Annotated in this window: 16 protein-coding genes; 5 read left to right on the forward strand and 11 right to left on the reverse strand. The window is 47.0% G+C overall.

From position 1 onward, the window contains the following. Nucleotides 1–267: 267 nt before the first annotated feature. Nucleotides 268–1,137, reverse strand: a complete 870-nt coding sequence (locus tag DVG79_RS11160) for a nucleotidyltransferase-like protein (RefSeq protein WP_114596789.1) — start codon at nucleotides 1,135–1,137, stop codon at nucleotides 268–270. 134 nt (nucleotides 1,138–1,271) lie between these two features. Here DVG79_RS11160 and DVG79_RS11165 point away from each other — a divergent pair, with 134 nt between their 5' ends. After that, nucleotides 1,272–1,634, forward strand: a complete 363-nt coding sequence (locus DVG79_RS11165; protein ID WP_012369565.1) for a DUF2614 family zinc ribbon-containing protein — start codon at nucleotides 1,272–1,274, stop codon at nucleotides 1,632–1,634. Between the two features lie 14 nt (nucleotides 1,635–1,648). Here DVG79_RS11165 and perR read toward each other — a convergent pair whose 3' ends face one another. Further along, nucleotides 1,649–2,071, reverse strand: coding sequence for a peroxide-responsive transcriptional repressor PerR (gene perR, locus DVG79_RS11170; RefSeq protein ID WP_251138800.1), 423 nt, complete (start codon nucleotides 2,069–2,071; stop codon nucleotides 1,649–1,651). Nucleotides 2,072–2,245: 174 nt separating this feature from the next. On the opposite strand from perR, the gene DVG79_RS11175 reads away from it, so the two are divergent. Next, nucleotides 2,246–3,544 (forward strand): glutamate-1-semialdehyde 2,1-aminomutase, encoded by a 1,299-nt coding sequence (locus DVG79_RS11175; protein WP_114596790.1) that lies wholly within the window; start codon nucleotides 2,246–2,248, stop codon nucleotides 3,542–3,544. A gap of 52 nt (nucleotides 3,545–3,596) precedes the next feature. On the opposite strand, the gene DVG79_RS11180 is transcribed toward DVG79_RS11175, so the two are convergent. The 4 genes from DVG79_RS11180 to mutY form a co-directional block, all read right to left on the reverse strand. Beyond that, on the reverse strand, nucleotides 3,597–5,387 hold the full coding sequence (locus DVG79_RS11180) for an ABC transporter ATP-binding protein (RefSeq protein ID WP_114596791.1): 1,791 nt from the start codon (nucleotides 5,385–5,387) through the stop codon (nucleotides 3,597–3,599). Between the two features lie 42 nt (nucleotides 5,388–5,429). Beyond that, on the reverse strand, nucleotides 5,430–5,972 hold the full coding sequence (ntdP, locus tag DVG79_RS11185; protein ID WP_012369561.1) for a nucleoside tri-diphosphate phosphatase: 543 nt from the start codon (nucleotides 5,970–5,972) through the stop codon (nucleotides 5,430–5,432). Nucleotides 5,973–6,089: 117 nt separating this feature from the next. Next, nucleotides 6,090–6,515, reverse strand: coding sequence for an SRPBCC family protein (locus tag DVG79_RS11190; protein ID WP_114596792.1), 426 nt, complete (start codon nucleotides 6,513–6,515; stop codon nucleotides 6,090–6,092). Beyond that, a complete protein-coding gene (mutY, locus tag DVG79_RS11195) occupies nucleotides 6,515–7,531 on the reverse strand; it encodes an A/G-specific adenine glycosylase (RefSeq protein WP_114596793.1) in 1,017 nt (338 codons plus the stop codon). Before mutY ends, DVG79_RS11190 begins: the two co-directional genes overlap by 1 nt. A gap of 105 nt (nucleotides 7,532–7,636) precedes the next feature. Between mutY and DVG79_RS11200 the strand changes: the two genes are divergently transcribed. After that, entirely contained in the window at nucleotides 7,637–8,620 is a 984-nt protein-coding gene (locus DVG79_RS11200; RefSeq protein WP_114596794.1) for a metal-dependent hydrolase, read from the forward strand. A gap of 53 nt (nucleotides 8,621–8,673) precedes the next feature. Here DVG79_RS11200 and DVG79_RS11205 read toward each other — a convergent pair whose 3' ends face one another. From DVG79_RS11205 to DVG79_RS11225, 5 genes are all read right to left on the reverse strand, one after another. After that, nucleotides 8,674–8,958, reverse strand: a complete 285-nt coding sequence (locus DVG79_RS11205; RefSeq protein ID WP_114596795.1) for a YfhJ family protein — start codon at nucleotides 8,956–8,958, stop codon at nucleotides 8,674–8,676. A 2-nt stretch (nucleotides 8,959–8,960) separates the two neighbouring features. Then, complete coding sequence (locus tag DVG79_RS11210; RefSeq protein ID WP_114596796.1) at nucleotides 8,961–9,275, reverse strand: DUF1811 family protein; 315 nt, start codon at nucleotides 9,273–9,275, stop codon at nucleotides 8,961–8,963. Nucleotides 9,276–9,334: 59 nt separating this feature from the next. Continuing rightward, nucleotides 9,335–11,395, reverse strand: coding sequence for an ABC transporter ATP-binding protein (locus DVG79_RS11215; protein WP_114596797.1), 2,061 nt, complete (start codon nucleotides 11,393–11,395; stop codon nucleotides 9,335–9,337). 17 nt (nucleotides 11,396–11,412) lie between these two features. Further along, the gene (locus DVG79_RS11220; RefSeq protein ID WP_114596798.1) at nucleotides 11,413–13,140 is read right to left on the reverse strand and encodes an ABC transporter ATP-binding protein; all 1,728 of its coding nucleotides are present in this window, start codon (nucleotides 13,138–13,140) and stop codon (nucleotides 11,413–11,415) included. A gap of 346 nt (nucleotides 13,141–13,486) precedes the next feature. Beyond that, nucleotides 13,487–14,308, reverse strand: coding sequence for a RecX family transcriptional regulator (locus tag DVG79_RS11225; protein ID WP_114596799.1), 822 nt, complete (start codon nucleotides 14,306–14,308; stop codon nucleotides 13,487–13,489). 124 nt (nucleotides 14,309–14,432) lie between these two features. Between DVG79_RS11225 and DVG79_RS11230 the strand changes: the two genes are divergently transcribed. Together DVG79_RS11230 and DVG79_RS11235 are read left to right on the forward strand one after the other, a co-directional pair. Beyond that, nucleotides 14,433–15,341 carry a TIGR01777 family oxidoreductase gene (locus DVG79_RS11230; RefSeq protein ID WP_114596800.1) on the forward strand — a complete coding sequence of 303 codons (909 nt, stop codon included), beginning with the start codon at nucleotides 14,433–14,435 and terminating at the stop codon, nucleotides 15,339–15,341. Between the two features lie 15 nt (nucleotides 15,342–15,356). Continuing rightward, entirely contained in the window at nucleotides 15,357–16,502 is a 1,146-nt protein-coding gene (locus tag DVG79_RS11235) for an amidohydrolase (protein WP_114596801.1), read from the forward strand. The last annotated feature ends 123 nt before the right edge of the window (nucleotides 16,503–16,625 follow it).

Genomic DNA, 16,625 nt, shown 5'->3' on the forward strand with positions numbered 1-16,625 from the left:
AAGATACGTTTTTTGCCTCATCGTTCAGTTTTCAAAGTTCGTCGTGTCGTTTTCAGCGACTTTAATAAGATATCACGGAATAACTTATGCGTCAACCGTTTTTTTCTCGTTTTTTTCATCGCGTCAATGGCGTGTGCCTGTCGACATGTATTAATATACTATCTCGAGATAATAACGTCAATGCTTTTTCATCATTTTTCTTGTTATTATTTTTTTCTTCTATATATGCTTACTCTATTTAATTTAAAAAAACAAAAAACCGGTCTGTCAAACGACCGGTTCATATGTCACGAGTTCAACGCCAAGTCCTTTCGTGCGTTGGTACGAAATCCGGACCAACCCTTTCCGGATGAAGAAATCAATCAAACTACCTAAATCAACTTTCAATTCTGTCAAACGGCTTTCTTCCATCAATTCTTGCATCGTCCAAGGATGGTCGTGCTCTCGCATGACTTCGAATAAGTATCTGCCACCGGACAATACTTTCGATTGCAGTAAATGCTCTAGTCCGATCAGCGCTAAATGAATCCGTTGTTCCAAGGTTTCTTCACTTAACAGAAGTTGTTCATATAATTTGTAGACATCCGGATCGTCCAGTCGCGCCTGCTCCCAAACGACGACTTCCGGATGCGCACCTTTTTCCAACACCGACAACCGGGCCAAATGATGCAGTGCATGATGAACATGCGTATAGGCATCATAATAATTCCCGCGACTGAACAGATTTCTTCCGTCCTGAAAACGGCGCAGTAGTTTTGCGAATGATAGCGACATCTGTAAACAGCGTTCCGTTTCCGGAAAATTGAGCAGTTGTTTTTTTAAATCCGTCAAATAATCATTCCGTTCAAAAACGATGGTCCCTTCCGACACCCAATGGACAGCGCGGCGATTCGCATTTAAAATCAACCAACGGGAAAGGACTTGTTCATGCACAAGATGTAATGAAACCCGAAGTGTATCCAAACGATAATGTTTCACTGTCCACTCGATAGAAGGATCTCGGGTAATTACTAAGAGTAAAACATCAAATTGATCGGTCAAAGAGTCTCTCGGTTGCCTTTTTTCAACAGAGATAATTCCTTGTGTCTCCGGATAAGCCGCATATTCTGAATAAATCGTTCGTGTTGCTTGTTCCATTTCCTTCTCACCCTTCTCTACTCCATACTCGTTACTCTGATCATTCGTCCGTTACCATTTTCGACAAAAAATCAATCGTTCCTGCTTCTGACTCGATCCAACAATATGCTAGACTGACTATAGGGGGAATTCATGTGAAAAAACAACGCAAGAATAAAATAAACCGCGCCCGCAACTTGGCAATGTTCCTTGTCTTTGGTGGAATGCTTGTCATGTATGGCGGTCTTTTGTTAAAACAATTCGAAATCATCATGGTCATCCTCATGCTTGTCGGGTTCGTCATGGTCCTTGCCAGTACGGCGCTCTATTTCTTGATCGGGCTCACTTCGACGAAAGCAGCCGTCGTCACCTGCCCAAACTGCGGCAAGGAGACGAAAGTCCTCGGGCGAGTCGATTTATGTATGCACTGCGACGAACCTCTGACGATGGACCGTAACCTGGAAGGAAAAGAATTTGATGAAAAGTACAATAAACACAGTAAACGAGCTCCCCGTTAAGGAAGCTCGTTTTTTTAATGCACGTTTGATTGGCACTCCGGACAAGTCCCGTAAACCTCAAGACGATGACGATCTACTTTAAAACCTGTTAAATGCGCCGCAACCGTCTCGACGTCATCTAAAACAGGATAGTTGAAATCAACGATTTTCCCGCATCCTTCGCAAATCATATGGTAATGACGCGTCGTAACGAAATCAAAACGGCTTGAAGCATCTCCATAATTCATCTCTTCTACGATCCCTTTTTCTCTAAAGACCCGTAGATTATTATAAACTGTCGCCACACTCATATTTGGAAAACGATGTTCGAGCGCACGATAAATTTCATCTGCTGTCGGATGTGTATGTCCCGTCGTTAAATATTCCAAAATCGCATGACGTTGTGGTGTCATCCGAACGCCTGATTCACGTAAAGAGCGTACTGCATCATCTAGCATTTCGTTCGCCACGTCATCCCCTCATTTCTATCTTTCATTGATTATTAGATTGTAATCTTTATAATTAGTCTACCTACATTATCTCTTTCCGTCAACGGCTCTGCTCCACGTTTGACGGACATGATACAATCATATCGTGATATTTTTCACGTATCAATGATTGGAGGAATCATCATGTCAACTCATGCAAATCGCCCGACTTCCGAAGCATTATATGAAGTAGCACAACAATGTATCGTCGGAGGTGTGAACAGCCCATCCCGCTCTTATAAAGCAGTCGGAGGTGGTGCTCCCGTTTATATGGAGCGTGGAGAAGGAGCTTACTTTTATGATGTCGACGGCAATCGTTACATCGATTACTTAGCAGCTTACGGCCCGATTATCACCGGTCACGGTCATCGACATATTACGGAAGCAATCACGAACGCTTCGCGCAACGGTTTGTTATACGGAACACCCCATCGTCTCGAAATCGACTTTGCGCACAAACTCCAACAAGCGATTCCTTCTTTGGAAAAGGTCCGTTTTACGAACTCCGGAACAGAGGCCGTCATGACGACGATCCGCGTCGCCCGCGCCTATACAGGACGTGAACTTGTCGTTAAATTCAGCGGTTGCTACCATGGTCACTCGGACTTAATGCTGATCGCAGCCGGTAGCGGTCCTGCCACACTCGGTTCACCTGATTCGGCCGGTGTCACAAAAGCGACAGCCAAAGAAGTCATTACGACACCGTTCAACGATATCGAGTCTTACCGTCAAATCATGGCAGAATGGGGCGATCAAGTCGCCTGTGTACTTGTCGAACCGATTGTCGGAAACTTCGGAATCGTGGAGCCGCAACCCGGTTTCCTCGAAGCAATCAACGACATCACCCATGAACACGGTGCTCTTGTCATCTATGATGAGGTCATCACGGCTTTCCGTTTCATGTACGGCAGCGCGCAAGAACTCTTGAACATCCGCCCAGACATGACAGCGCTCGGAAAAATCATCGGCGGCGGTCTGCCGATCGGTGCGTATGGCGGACGCCAAGATATCATGGAACATGTTGCGCCGCTTGGTCCTGCCTATCAAGCAGGTACGATGGCCGGAAATCCAGCTTCGATGGCAGCTGGAATCGCCTGCCTCGAGTTGCTCGAACAGCCCGGTGTATACGAAGAGTTCGACCGTCTCGGTGCAAAACTCGAACAAGGAATACTAGAGGCTGCTGACACGCATGACGTCACGGTTACGATCAACCGTCTTAAAGGTGCATTGACGGTTTACTTCACGGACGAAACGGTCATCGACTATTTGGGTGCCGAACGTGCCGACAGTGAAATGTTCGGCCGTTTCTTCAAGTTAATGCTCGAACAAGGCGTCAACCTTGCTCCTTCGAAATACGAAGCCTGGTTTTTGACGACAGCGCACACGGACGCAGACATCGACGAAACAATCGTTGCTGTCAACCGTGCTTTCGCCCAACTTTAAATCAATTCTTCATACAAAAAGGCTGTTCCGTTTTTCGCGGAACAGCCTTTTTTCATTCAACTAGCTCTAGGTTTTGAATTGCATACAGTTCAAAGTAGGCGCCACGTTTTCGCATCAATTCTTCATGACGTCCCATTTCCGTGATCTGACCGTTTTCAATGACAACAATTTTATCGGCATCGGTGATGGTCGAAAGACGGTGGGCGACGGTAAACGTCGTCCGTCCTTTCGCGAGACGGGCAAGCGAATCCTGAATCATCGATTCACTTTCCAAATCCAGTGCACTCGTCGCTTCATCCAAAATCAAAATCGGTGGATTTTTGAGGAATACCCGGGCAATTGCCAGACGTTGTTTTTGGCCGCCTGACAATTTGACACCCCGTTCGCCGACCGGTGTTTTATAACCGTCCGCCAAACGTTCGATGAATTCATGGGCATTTGCCGCTTTTGCTGCCGCAACGACCTCTTCATCCGTTGCCTCGGGATTTCCCATCTTAATGTTCATTTCGACCGATTCACTGAACAGAATCGATTCCTGCATGACCATACCGATTTGATCGCGAAGACCACGTAACTTCAAATCACGAATGTCGACGCCGTCAAGCGTGATTCGCCCGGAGGACACGTCGTAAAAACGGGGAATCAGACTGACCAGTGTTGATTTCCCGCCGCCCGACATCCCGACGAAAGCAATCCGTTCTCCCGCCTGTACATCGAGCGTCAACCGGTCAATCGCCCGTTCGCCGCCTTCTTCGTAAGAGAAACTGATATTTTCAAACTGAACGTTCCCTTTGACAGCTACCGGATTTTTCGCATTGGCTTTTTCCGTAATGTCATACGGCTCATCCAGGAATTCAAACATCCGGTCCATCGAGGCAATCGACTGGGTCAGTGTCGTCGATGAGTTGACGAGACGACCGAGCGGTGCATACAGACGATCGATGTAGGCAATAAAGGCGACCATCGTCCCAAGTGATTCCTGTCCGTTCAGAACGAGGAAGGCCGCTGCACCGAAAATCAAAATCGGTGCAAAATCGGTAATCGTCGAGACGACGACGTACGTCCGGGCATTCCAGTTCGTTTGGCGTAAGGCCGCCGTCAAGAAACCATCGTTTTGTTTCTTGAACGCCTGATTTTCATGGGGCTCAAGCGCAAAGCTGCGGATGACTGCCATTCCGTTGACCCGTTCCGTCAAGTGTCCTTGCAGTTCAGCGAGCGCTGCAGACCGGTCCCGTGTCAGACTGCGGAGCCGTCCGTAAAAGAACTTAACCGCGAGTGCGTAAAATGGCAACGGAATGATGGCGACGAGCGTCAGTTTCGGATCAATTGTCCACATGATGGCGATGGCAATCAAAATCGTAATCATATCAAGCCATAAATTCATCAGTCCGGTGACGACAAAATCTTTTGTTTGTTCGACATCATTGATGATCCGGGAGATGACTTCACCTGTTTTCGTATTTGAATAAAAGCGGAGTGACAATTTCTGAACATGATCAAACAGACGATTCCGGACATCAAATAAAATTTTTGACGCCGACCACTGGGCCAGATACTGCCGGATGTATTCAAGCGGCGGTTTGATGACAAGGAAGACGAAGAATCCGGCCCCGATCAAATAGGCCAGCTCTTTACTGCGCTCCGCGAGGGGAACCGTCGTCGATTCATCCAGGAGATTGTCAATGATGTACTTGTAGAGCAGCGGCAATCCTAACGGAATCGAAAACTTGATGATCCCGACGAACACCGTTAAGAGAATTTGTTTTTTATACGGTTTGACGAATTCCATGTACCGCCGGATGGAACCCTTCTCTTTTAACTGTTTTTGTTTTGCTTTACCCATGTATTTCCCTTCTTTCCACTAAAAAAAGACGATGGCGAACCATCATCTCCGATATCTTGTTTCGTATTCACGATACCACGTTTCCACGAAAGCTGGATTGAATGGACCCTTGCGACTGCGAATCCATTGAATCAAAATCTGAACGTTGTCTTTCAGAATACGATCAATCGCTTTCGGATAGTTCATCTCCCGGCGATGTTTTTCGTACTCGTCCTCATCCAAAATCATGTAAGACATGTCCGGATAGACTTTGATATCTAAATCATAATCAATGTACTTGACTGCTCGATCCTTTTCATCAAACGTCGAAGGTGACCCTAAGTTGCAGTAATAGTAGATTCCGTCTTCACGAATCATACAGATTACATTAAACCAGAGTTCTGTCGAAAAATAACAAATCGCGGGTTCTCGTGTCCGCCACTGACGACCATCCGATTCACTGACCATAATCCGGTCATTGAATCCAATCAATTCTTCTTCCGTCGATTTAAGCACGAGCGTTTCTTCCCAAACTCTGTGTAAGCTGCCGTTATGTTTGAAACTTTGAATCTCAATCTTGCTACTTTCTTTTGGGAATCGACTCATGTGCTACTCCTTTCTGAAGCTTTTTATTCAGTTTTTTCTATACCCTCGTGCTTATTATACCCATTTTCAGAACACATGAAAAACGAAAGGCTACTTTTTCAGGAAAATGACTGGTATTTAACTTGAAAAATGATGTAATATTGCCTGTTTTCGCTGTTGAAACATCGGTTTCAGAATAAAACCATCGACCAACCATTTTGGTAAATACGATTTATACACCAAGTCATCAATCATATAGACGCCGTCCGGTCGTTCCTCCACACGGTGAATATGACACCAGGCCGTAAAGGGAAACGGAACTTTGATTCCGACATCGACGAATAAATCGTTCCCGACCAACGGAATGATTGAGTCCCATTTCACGAAAATCGGTGGAAGGCCGACCTTCAGCTGAATCGTATTGCCGGCATATGTCCGTGTATCCCCGTTCGTCTGTACTTTCGGGAACGTCGTCATCCCGGTCAGGGCTTTGGCATCACTTAAAAAGGACCAGGCTTGTTCCTTCGTCGCCGGTACTTTCGTTTCTGTATAAAAATGATCCATTAGAGCTCCTCCTTTAACAAACGGTCAATTTTCATCTGGGCAACGGAAATCGGTTGTTTTTCATATGTCGGTTCATCCATTAACACGGTCCCTTCCGGTTGTGTCGCAACACGGTACACCGTGATGTCCCAAATCCGGTGCGAAAAGATATGTTTAACACTGCCGACGCGGATTCCCGGCTGTTCTTCCGTCGATTCAATCAAAGGGTACTGCCACATACCGGCCAAGAGTCCTGTATCCGGGCGTCGCATGACTGCGACTTGTCCATTTTCCTCATAGACAAGGGCATCATACCGGATCGTCTGTGTTTTGCCTTTTTTCGTTTTGACGGGAAGTTCTGCCTGAACGGACCGGTCGTAAGCAAAACAGACATCATTGACCGGACAAAGTCCGCACATCGGTGATTTTGGTGTACAGACCATCGCACCAAGTTCCATCAATCCTTGATTAAAGCTCGACGGGTCCGCATGATCAATCAATTCATGAACAGCCGCTTCAAAGACTTTCCGTGTTTTCGGCACCGCAATATCGTCATAAATCCCGAGAACCCGGGATAATACACGCATGACGTTCCCGTCAACAGCCGGTTCCGGATGACCGTAAGCAATCGAAAGAACAGCACCGGTCGTATAGGGACCGACCCCCCGTAAACTTTCAAACCGTTCTTTTTCGTCCGGTACGATTCCATCATATTTTTCAACAACTTCCTGAACGGCGATTTGAAGGTTCTTAACCCGGGAATAGTACCCTAAGCCTTCCCAATATTTTAAGACTTCACTTTGGTCGGCTGCCGCTAAATCATGAGGGGTTGGAAAACGTTCCGTGAACCGGTGGTAATAAGGGATTACCGTATCGACCCTTGTCTGTTGCAGCATGATCTCACTGATCCAGATATGATAGGGATTTTTCGTTTCACGCCACGGCAACTGTCGTTGTTCGCGCAAAAACCACTGGACTAATTCCGTTGTAAAATGCCGTTTATTAAAGTTTGTGAAATATTCTGTAACAAGAGTCAAAATATTACCTCTTTTCTATTTGATACGTTATAGTAAGTTCAATTAACCTTAAAATCAATTTACTGTTTTATGATCCTGAATACTTTGATAAGGAGCGAATTCGCATTGGATACTGGGACGCATATCGGAATGGGACTTTGCCTCGCCGCCATTTCCACACTTGAACCGGATGTCGCCGCAAGCGCTACGCTGTTTGCGGCTGTCACGACGACGGCGTTGGTCGGTTCCCATGCTCCAGACTTTGATACTGTATTTAAATTTAAAGGCAATAGTGCCTACCTGAGACAACACCGTGGTAAGTCCCACGGCTTAATTGCTTTAATTGCCTGGCCGTTACTGCTGTCGATTGTCATCGGCGCCCTGTTCGGCGTTCCACCTACTTCATTATGGCTGATGGCACAGATTGCTGTCGCCCTTCATGTCTTCGTCGATCTGTTTAATGCTTACGGCACGCAGGCGCTTCATCCTTTTAAGAAAACCTGGATTGGGTGGGGTGTCATCAATACGTTTGACCCCTATCTGTTTACGATGTATTACGGCGCGTTCGGCATTTGGTTATTGACCCGTGCAACAATCGTCATTTTCCCAATTCTGATTGCGATCGTCATCATTTATTACGCGGTGCAGTTCAAATTGCGAAACGATGCCCTGGCAACGGCAGCCCGTTATTATGGCGGTGCTCACAAGCTGTTCATCTCACCCGGCATGAAATGGGATGAATGGCATGTCGCAGCACGTCTCCGGAATGAATATGCAGTTGTTAAAATCAATTCCGGTACCGTCGTCGAATGCGGCAATTTCCGGATCAAAAATGAACCGCATGGTGATGAACTGTATGAGATTGTTAAAGAGAACGCCGATTTACAAGCTTTTCTTGAGTTCTCGAAAATTCATACGTATACCGTTTCCCGAAAAGACGGAATCGTTGAATACCGATTTACGAATTTGCGGTACTTTACGAAAGAAGTTTATCCGTTCGTTGCTGTCGTCCGGATTGATGCAGCTTCACGCCAAATCGTCAGCTCCTACACGGGATGGGTCTTCAGTGAGCGTACGTTGCAGAAAAAATTAATCGTGCCTGCTTTATGAATAAAGGACTCGCCATGCTCGGAAGATATCATTCCGAACCGCGAGTCCTTTTTTTAATTGAATGACTGATCGTCGCGTCCAATCATCAAATGCTTGAACTTCTCATTTGTCGTATTGAAACGATGAAGCATCGGACCATGTTGTTTGATTTGCTGCTGAACGAAACGAACGGCAACCGCTTCACCTTGATATTTTTCTCCCGCCCGTGCGAGCGTCGCTTCGAAATCTTCCCATAAGACTTCGACCCACGTCAAGGCTTCGAGCGGCGTCAGCGTCTCATTGACTTCCTGTAATTCTTCCGCCAATTCGTTTAATGCTTCTGTACGATTTTGATCCATTGTCATTCCTCCTCTTCTTGAATCAACGCGAGCGGAATCGCCACTTCGTTGACTGTCCCTTCAAAATGCCCCCAACCCATCACACCGTTGACGAAATGCAGTTCGAATCGCGCCTCTTCCCCAGCAATCCGGTAAAAACGCCCTGTCTCAAACCGGCTGGCGTCGACTAAATAACTTTGGGCGATCGCAATCTTACGGATAATCACCTCGACTTCACTCATGTTGCCGTGTTGCTCGGCTTTACGTTTCTGCTCATTCAATTTCGTCACGAGCATCTCTAACTCGTATTTTGATAACTGACTCATACGTGTCTCCATAAAAAAACTCCCCCTCTTCGTCATTAGTATATACGAAAAGGAGAAGAAAAATGATGGAGTTAACTTGATTTCAGCTCGAGATTGCGTTTACTTTGCAGTGCATACATCTTGGCATAGATTTTTTGTTTTTTGAGTAACTCATCATGCGTACCGCGTTCGGCAATCCGTCCCTGATCGAGAACGATGATTTCGTCGGCATCTTTGATTGTTGACAAACGGTGGGCAATGATGAATGTCGTGCGCCCTTTCGTCAACGTCAACAATGCTTCTTGAATCATCGCTTCCGTCTCGGAATCGACACTCGCCGTCGCCTCATCGAGGACTAAAATGGCAGGATCAAATGCCAGTGCCCGGGCAAAGCTGATCAACTGCCGTTCACCGGCAGATAAGGTCGCCCCTTTTTCGATGACAGGTTCGTCCAGTCCCTCAGGAAGCCGGTCAATGAACCGGTCTGCTCCAACGGCGACGATCGCTTCCCGGATCCGTTCTTCAGAAATTGCCGGGTTCCCGAGCGTGATATTCGACCGGATCGTTCCGGTGAACAAAAATGGATCCTGCAGGACGATGCCCATGTGATCGCGAACCGCCTGTTTCGGCAGTGACGTGACATCTTGTCCGTCAATCAACAAGTGACCGGATGACGGATCATAAAAACGCATCAGTAAATTCATAATTGAACTTTTCCCGCTGCCGGTATGGCCGACGAGAGCGATTGTCGCGCCGGGACGGGCGTCAATCTCGATTTCCTGTAAGACAGGATGACCCGGATCATAGCTGAAACCGACCTGCTTGAACTCGACACGACCGGCGAAACGGGGTAAACGTCCTTTTCCGACATCCTCCCCCTTTTCGTCAAGCAATTGGAACATCCGGTCTGCTGAAACGAGTGCTTGCTGCAGCGGTGACAGTTGATTCATGATTTGCGTCACCGGTTCAAAGAGACGGGAGACATAATCGATGTAGGCATATAAAATACCGAGCGATAAAAACGTTCCGTCGGTCAGACTTTTTCCGGCCACCACCCAAATTAACAAGGCAAGCGTCAGGTTTTTTAAGAAATACGATAAGTTATGCGACATTAAAGCATCGAGCCGCAATAACTTGGAGCGGGTTTGATAGTTCTCTTCATTTTTCTGCTCAAATTCCGCCAACACTTCTTTTTCCCGCGCGTACGCTTGAATGATCGGCATCGTTTGGATATTCTCATTCAATTGACCGTTCATATCCGCGACAAGCGACCGGACTTTGAAGTTATTTTCCGTTGCGAGTTTCTGGAATAACTGGATCCAGAAGTAGACAATCGGAATAATCAGCAACGAAACGAGTCCGAGACGGACATCAAGGAAAAACATCGCCACTAAGATTCCGGCCATCGTAATCAGTCCTGAAAAGACCCGTGCGAGCACACCCAAGTACAAATCGCGGATCGTTTCCGTATCGTTCGTTACGCGACTGACAATCTTTCCGATCGGTGTCTGGTCAAAATAGCGGACCGGCAACCGTTGTAAATGTGTAAAAACATCAAGCCGCATCCGTTTAACGATTTTATGCGCCGACCGCTGAAGCAGGATTTGTTGCACCCAGTTCAGACCGGCTGCGATTAACAGCAGGATGATATACATCAAGGACAGCCAGCCGACCGCTTTTAAGTCGGAAGCATAAAAATCATATACTTGTCCTTGTGTGAGCTTCGCGACGTTTGCGTAACGAAATACCTCATCGCCCCGCGTGACGGTCAACGTCCCATCCTCGACACTGCGTTCGCCACCGCTCACGACCTGTTTCGGTACAAAATAATAACCATCTTTTGACTGGACAATCGAAATGGATTGAATGACGGCAGAGGACGGGACGTCCTGCTTCTTCGCAAACTGACGCCCGTCATACTCGACCCGTCCTCCATCTTTTACTTCCACCCAGTCCTTTTCAATCGCGACGATATGCTCATCGATGATGACCTTCGCAATATAAGGTCCGGTCAGTTCTGCTCCGACTGCTAAAATCAATAGAAATAATCCGAGGAAAATCGCTTGTTTTTCATACATCGCATAACGGACCAGCGATCGAATCGTCGTTTTCCGACGAACGGGATCTAATAAATACAATTCTTCTTCCTTCACGTTCGACACCTCCTACCTTACGTTTCTTCACTTTGCCGTTCGAACTGTTCGGCATACCATCCTCTATGGTTCATCAGTTGTTCGTGCGTGCCCCGTTCGGTCACCTGACCATCCTGCAGGACAAGGATTTCGTCCGCATGGGCAACAGCAGACAGACGGTGCGCGACAATCAATGTCGTTGCCTGCTCGCGGTTGGTTCGAATCGCTTCAATGATGTGCGATTCGGTTTTCGCATCGACCGCGGATAACGAATCGTCAAGCAGTAATAATTTTGGTTTTTTCAACATCGCCCGGGCAATCGACAGCCGTTGTTTCTGACCCCCGGATAACGTGACGCCCCGTTCCCCGACCAATGTCTCAAGACCTTGATCGAGCATCGTAATATCCGTCGTAAACGATGCCAGACGAATCGCTTCCTGCAATTCAGCTTCCGTTGCCGTTCCGGCACCGAACAAAATATTGTCCCGTACTGTTTTCGAGAATAAGAGATGTTCCTGCGAGACATAACCGGTCCAGCCGCGGACCGTTTCCAAGGCGACGTCCTCATACGGAATCCCGTTGACCTGCAACATCTCGCGCCCCAGCGGATATTCGCGTAAAAACTGCCGCAACAATGTGGTTTTTCCGGCGCCGGTCGGACCGACAATCCCGATTGTCTTTCCTTGTTCAATCGTCACATTGATCTTGTTTAAGGCGGGCTGTTTTGTTCCCGGATACGTAAACGTCAAATCAGATAACACGATTGTTTCCGGAACATCCACATCCGTGACCGGTGTTGACGTAATCAACGGTTTTACCCGCATCGTCGCTTGCAGACGATCAAGACTCGCTGTTCCGCGCTGAATGACGTTAATCAATTCCCCGAACGCATACATCGGCCAAATCAACATCCCGAGATAAATATTAAAGGCGACGAGTTGCCCAAGCGTGATATCGTTCGTAAAGACAAGATACGTCCCGAACGATAAGCCGATCAGATAACTGATTCCGACGAGTAATTTGATAATCGGCTCGAATAAGACATCAATTTTTGCGACGTGCATGTTTTTATCAAATACATCACTCGTAACAGCATCAAATTTTTTGACATCGATGTCTTCCTGAACGAATGAACGAATGACCCGCAGACCGGAAATCGATTCCACGACCTGATCGTTCATCGTGCCAAAAGCATCCTGCGCCGTCATGAACCGTCCATGAATCTGGCTGCCGAGTTTATTCATCGCGTAAGCGAGAATCGGCATCGGCAATAAGGCGGCAAGCGTCAGTTTCCAATCGATTGCCACTCCCATGACGACAAGTGTAATCGCCGTCATGTTTAACGAGTCGACGAGCGTCAGGACACCAAAGCCGGCTGTCCGTTCTACTGCCTTCAAGTCATTGGTCGCAAGCGCCATTAAATCCCCTGTGCGGTTACGTTGGTAAAAAGTTGGCGTCAGCTTTAATAAATGCGTAAAGAATTGGCTGCGCAACGTCCGTTCGAGTAAAAAGGCTGTCCCGAATAATTTCGCAAGCCACAAGTACGTCAGAATAAAAGACGTGATGGAAATAACGGTCAGACCTACCACATACTGAATCAGTGTCGTCCGGTCCATTGATCCGGAACGTAGTCCGTCAATCACTTTTCCGATCAACCACGGTGGTGTCAAGTCGATGAAGCCGGTCACGATCAGTAGTAACACGGCAATCAAATACGATTTTTTATGTTCTTTCAGAAACCAACTGAGTTGGCGAAATAATCGCACGATGGCTCCCCCCTTTGTCGTTCATAATGGTGTTACACGTTTCCAAGCACGCAAAAAAGGCAGACGGATTTCCGGAGCAGTCCGAGAATCCATCTGCCTTTCTGAAGACGATGTGAATCGACGATATGGTCTGCGTGCTCGGGGAACGGATTCCCTGTCAATCGCACACTGAAAGTAGTGTTTATACGAGTTCGAGAGTCTCCGCCATATTCAGCTGTTTAATAAATACGTTTACAATTGGCTGTTTCATTTGACGGTTCCTCCTTTTCTTAATCTGAGCGTAGAATAGCATAATTATCGAACAATTGTCAATTTTGTGTCTAATCTTTTAAAATGAAGTGAAAACTTATATTTCGTCCGCTTCTTCCTGCTTCACCTGTTCAATCACTTCCGAAACGAGTGCATACGGAAATCCTTTCCGAACCAATGCTTGTTGTGTTTTTTGAACCCGGGCGAACGGTTCCAGATTCCGATACTTCGGATAATATTTTCGTGCCTGGTACAAAGCGGCCGATTCTTCTGTGTCCGCTTCCACCTCTTCGAATACTTGTTGAATCCCGAGCTTCGAGACCTCCGATGAAAATCCGCGTTGCATCAGGGTTTGTTGCAGTTTCTGCTTCAGTTCCCGAACCGATCGGCGGGCCAGTTCTTTTTGTTTTTGCCGAAGAAACTTCAACACCTTTTCCAGCTCTTCTTCTTCCGTGAATGCTGTCAATGCCTGATCAATATACGTCTTTTGAATCTTCAGCATTTCTAAGTCCCGGCGGATTTTACCCGGTCCTTGCGGTGTCGTCGCTTTTTTTGTCGCGGTATATGCTTCCGCAAATTGTTGATCATTCAAATATTTTTGGTCAGTCAATCGTTTGATGGCATGCTTGATGGCGTGTTCCGGCGTCTCTTTCTCAATCAAGTACGACTCCACTTCACTCGTCGCCCGCATCCGGTATGACAGATGGTTGAGCGATAAGCGGTACGCTTTTTGTTGTTCCTCCGCCGTCAGCACTTCCTTGACGAAATCATCGTCCAGCTCTTTATCCCGTTGCAGATTGTATTTGATTAGGATATCGGCATCAACGGCAAACGCATATTCTTCCTTCCCTTCGCGCTCGATGTAGATATTGAAACGTTCCGTATTTTTCTTTTGGGTTGAGATCCGTGTGATTTTCAAGTCGGTTCCTCCTTTTTCATCTTCTCCTGCAACGATAACATGTTGAATGAGGTTTGAGTGAAATGGACAAACGGGAACATATGTACAAGTATTCATATAGATTGAACGAGAGGATGACTTATGTATGAAAATCGCGATTACAGGCGGAACCGGAATGATTGGACAGGCATTAACAAAACGACTACTTAACGAAGGCCACCAGATTGTCATTTTAACCCGTTCACCGAAGGCAACAGAAGGTGCTGTCTCTTACGTTGAATGGCTGACGGATACAGCAACACCCGAACAGCACTTAAACGATGTAAATGCCTTTATCCATTTAGCAGGCGCTTCCATCAATGAAGGGCGCTGGACAGAGGAACGTAAACGCGTCATCTTGGAGAGCCGGATTGATTCAACGAAAGAGCTTGTCCGGATTGTTCAGGCCCTTGACTCAAAACCTGACGTCGTCTTATCGGCTTCTGCCGTCGGAATTTACGGTCAGGACCGTCATCAAACGTTTACGGAAGAAATGCCTCTCCCTCCGACTGCCGACTTCCTCAGCCATGTCTGCGTTGCATGGGAAAATCTCGCTCAACCGATTGCAGACAGCGGTGTGCGTCTCGTTCATCCGCGAATCGGTGTTGTTCTCAGTACAGAAGGTGGTGCCTACCCATTGATGCGCCTGCCTTATACGTTATTCGGCGGCGGTACAATGGGCGACGGGAAACAATGGGTCTCCTGGGTCCATATCGACGACCTTGTCGAACTGTTCCTGTTCGCACTGACGACACCATCCGTCAACGGTCCGCTCAACATTACAGCTCCTCATCCGGAAACGATGCGCCGGTTTGGTCAAACGATTGGTAAAGTGTTGCACCGTCCGCACTGGTTACCGGCTCCACGCTTTGCCCTCGAGCTCGCTCTCGGAGAAAAAAGTGTCATCGTTCTCGAAGGTGCCCGTGTCATTCCAAAAAAAGCTCTCGAAAACGGCTACAAGTTTCGGTATGCTGAACTAAAGGATGCACTTCAGAATCTCGAGCACACAAACTAATACAGGGGTTGAAAAATGTTGGATGTTTTAATACGTAATGCACATATCTTTCCCATCACATCAGATAATTTTTATGGCGATATCCGGATTAAAGATGGAAAAATTCATGAAATCAATGAATTGCTGGATGCCGAAGAGAACGAACGTGTCATCGAAGCAGAAGGCCGCTTCCTGCTTCCCGGTTTCATCGATGCCCACACCCACCTCGGTTTGTACGATGAAGGAACCGGTACAGTCGGAAATGATGCCAATGAGACGATTTTCGCGATGACGCCCCACCTGCGGGCAATCGACGGCGTATATCCGCTCGACGAAGGGTTCAAAGAAGCGATCGAACATGGTGTCACGACGGTTCAGGTCATGCCGGGCAGCATGAATATCATCGGTGGTGTCACAAGCGTCATCAAGACACATGGCCGGTTCATCGATGATATGATTTTACGGAAGTATGCCGGACTAAAAATTGCGCTCGGTGAAAATCCAAAACGTGTCCATAGTGCCGGTCGTGCCGGCGAATTGACACGAATGGGAATCATGGGTATGTTGCGGGAAGCGTTTCTTGAAGTGAAGATGCAACGGACCGCAGATACATTTGCGCACCGGATGATTGAACGGGTCCTCAAAAAAGAAATGCCGCTCCGTGTCCACGCCCACCGCGCCGATGATATTTTATCAGCGATTCGTTTTGCAGAAGAGTTTGAGCTTGATGTCCGAATCGAACATTGTACAGAAGGTCATCTCGTTGCCAAAGAACTGCAACAATTACCCATTGAACATGTCACCGTTGGTCCGACCTTTACACGAAAGTCAAAAATCGAACTCAAAAACAAAACGTGGGAAACGTACCGTGTTCTCCATGAACATGGTCTTGAAGTATCAATCACGACGGATCATCCGTACACACCGGTTCAATATTTAAATTTATGTGCCGGTCTTGCCGCCCGTGAAGGACTGCCGGTTGATATCGCGCTTCGTGCCATCACGATTAATCCGGCCCGTTCGATTGGCGTTGCGGATCGTGTCGGTTCCATTGAAGTTGGAAAAGATGCCGACCTTGTTCTTTGGAGTCACTTCCCGCTCGATTATCTGGCGAAGCCGCTCATGACGATGATTGACGGAAAAGTTATTTTTGAACATACCCATCTGACATCGATGTCTTAAGAAAAAGCCTACGATTTTAACGGAAATCCGTTGAAAATCATAGGCTTTTTTTGTTATGAAAGTGAGGCTTTTTCGTTTGCAAGAAATGTCTTGTTTTCGTATGTTTTTTCACAAAAATTATTT

Origin of the sequence: Exiguobacterium sp. RIT594, from assembly GCF_003339585.1 — a bacterium.
Classification (GTDB): domain Bacteria; phylum Bacillota; class Bacilli; order Exiguobacteriales; family Exiguobacteriaceae; genus Exiguobacterium_A.